The sequence below is a fragment of the Nitriliruptor sp. genome, assembly GCF_040882075.1.
GTDB lineage: Bacteria > Actinomycetota > Nitriliruptoria > Nitriliruptorales > Nitriliruptoraceae > Nitriliruptor.
This window is the reverse complement of record NZ_JBBEBZ010000170.1, coordinates 1-2,248: the sequence shown is the minus strand read 5'-3', so window position 1 is coordinate 2,248 and position 2,248 is coordinate 1. Positions and strand designations below refer to the sequence as shown.

Here is a 2,248-nt window from a genome sequence, read left to right as displayed (position 1 = left end):
TAAGTGGTGACCTGGCCTGCGTCGAGTCCGACCTGGCGGCCGGAACGTTGGTATGCCCGTCGTGTGGCGGCGGCACGCTCGCGCCGTGGGCGTGGGCCCGTGAACGTCCGGTCGGGCGCGGTCAGGATCAACGGCGTGTACGTCCGCGACGGGCCCGGTGTCGGGGCTGCGGGGTCACGCATGTGCTGCTGCCAGCGACGATGCTGAGCCGCCGTGGCGACTGGGTCGCGACGGTCGGCCGGGCGTTGGAGTTGAAGGCGGCCGGGCTGGGGCAACGGCCGATCGCGACCGCGGTCGGCGCGTCGCGCTCGACGGTGCGCGGCTGGCTGTCACGGTTTGCCGATCTGGCTGAGACGGTGCGGGCGCACCTGACGCGGTGGGCGGTGTGGCTCGACCCCGGCCTGGTCCGGATCGGACCCTCTCGCAGCCCGTTCGCCGACGCGGTCGCGGCGGTCGTAGCGGCGGGCGGCGCGGCGGCTGTGCGGCTCGGGATCGGTTGCCGCTGGGAGTTCGCGTCGGCCGCGACCGGCGGGCGGCTGATGTGCAACACGACCTCGCCCTTCCCGGGCCCGTGGATGGGCTGAACGCTCGGCTCCGTCACCGAGATGGAGAGAGCAACCGATGGAGGATCGACGACGGCGCGACATCGCGCTGTTCCGCTACGGGCTGATCCGCGCCGCAGCGGACGAGGAGCTGTCCCCGGCCGACCGGGGGTTGCTGGTCCGGGAGCTGGCCGGACGGGAGCACCGCGGCCCGAACGGCGACTGGACCCGGGTGGGCCGCTCGACGTTGGACCGCTGGATCCACGACTACCGCACCGGCGGGTTCGACGCGCTCGTGCCGCAGCCACGCAAGACCGGCCCGGTCAGTGACCGCGAGCTGCTGGACCTGGCGGTGCGGCTCAAGCGGGAGAACCCGCGCCGCACGGCGACCCACATCGTCGAGCTGATCACCACCGACCTCGCCAGACGGGGCGAGGTCCGGCAGGTCCCCTCGGTCCGGTCCGTGCAACGCCACTTCGTCCGGCTCGGACTGCAGGGGCGTGGCCAGGGGCGACCCGCGGAGGCGTTCGGCCGGTTCGAGGCTGCCGCGGTCAACGACCTGTGGGTCGGCGACGTCATGCACGGTCCCGCCGTCGCCGGCCGCAAGGCGCTGCTGTTCGCCTTCTTGGACGACCACTCCCGGTCGGTCGTTGGACATCGGTGGGGCCGCTCCGAGGACGTCCTGCGGCTCGAGGCGGCGCTGCGGCGCGGTCTGGCCGCACGTGGCGTCCCCAAGCGGATCTACGTCGACAATGGCAGCCCGTTCATCTCCCACCAGCTGCAACGTGCCTGTGCCGTGCTCGGGATCCGGCTGGTCCACTCCCGGCCCGGCCGGCCCCAAGGCCGGGGGAAGATCGAACGGTTCTTCGCCACTGTCCGGTCCCAGTTCCTCGTCGAGGTCGACGACCGCGTCGAGACGCTGGCCAAGCTCAACGACCTGTTCACCGCCTGGGTCGAGACCCGCTACCACCACAACGTCCACCGCGAGACCACCGAGACCCCGCTCGTCCGGTTCACGGCCGCCGGCGTCCCTCAGGCGCCGTCGCCGGAGCTGCTGCGTGAGGCGTTCCTGTGGTCCGAGACCCGGACCGTGACCAAGACCGCGATGGTCGCGCTGCACGGCAACCACTACGAGGTCGACCCGGCCCTGGTCGGCCGCCGGGTCCAGCTGGTGTTCGACCCGTTCGACCTGCAACACCTCGAAGTCCGCTACGACGGACGCGAGTTCGGCGTCGCCGTCCCGCACGAGCTCGCCGTCCACGTCCACCCCAAGGCCACCGCCGAACCGCCCGACCTGCTCGACAGCATGCCCACCGGCCCGACCGGGATCGACTACCTCGCCCTCGTCGAGGCCGAGCACCACGCTCTCACGCGGCGGACCATCAACTTCGCCGACCTCGACGGCGACGACGTGGAGGTCGGGCGATGACGGTCGACAAGCTCCGCGCCCACTACGGGCTCACCCGCACCCCGTTCTCCCGCGACCTCTCCCCGTCGCAGCTGTTCGCCGCCCGGGCCCACAAGGAAGCCGTCGCCCGGCTCAGATGGCTCGTCGACGAGACCGCCATCGGGGTCGTCACCGGCGAGGTCGGCGCCGGCAAGACCGTCGCCGCCCGCGCGTGTGTCGCCAGCCTCGACGCCTCGAGGTTCACCGTCGTGTACCTGTCCAACCCCATGGTCGGCGCCCGCGGGATCCACCACCACCT

Annotated in this window: 3 protein-coding genes; all 3 read left to right on the top strand. The window is 72.3% G+C overall.

From position 1 onward, the window contains the following. Nucleotides 1-182: 182 nt before the first annotated feature. Entirely contained in the window at nucleotides 183-584 is a 402-nt protein-coding gene (locus WEB03_RS10870) for a helix-turn-helix domain-containing protein (protein WP_368070972.1), read from the top strand. A gap of 37 nt (nucleotides 585-621) precedes the next feature. Next, the gene (locus WEB03_RS10865) at nucleotides 622-1,971 is read left to right on the top strand and encodes a DDE-type integrase/transposase/recombinase (RefSeq protein ID WP_368070971.1); all 1,350 of its coding nucleotides are present in this window, start codon (nucleotides 622-624) and stop codon (nucleotides 1,969-1,971) included. Continuing rightward, a partial coding sequence (locus tag WEB03_RS10860) for an AAA family ATPase (RefSeq protein WP_368070970.1) occupies nucleotides 1,968-2,248 on the top strand: 281 nt, incomplete at its 3' end. The genes WEB03_RS10865 and WEB03_RS10860, both read left to right, overlap by 4 nt.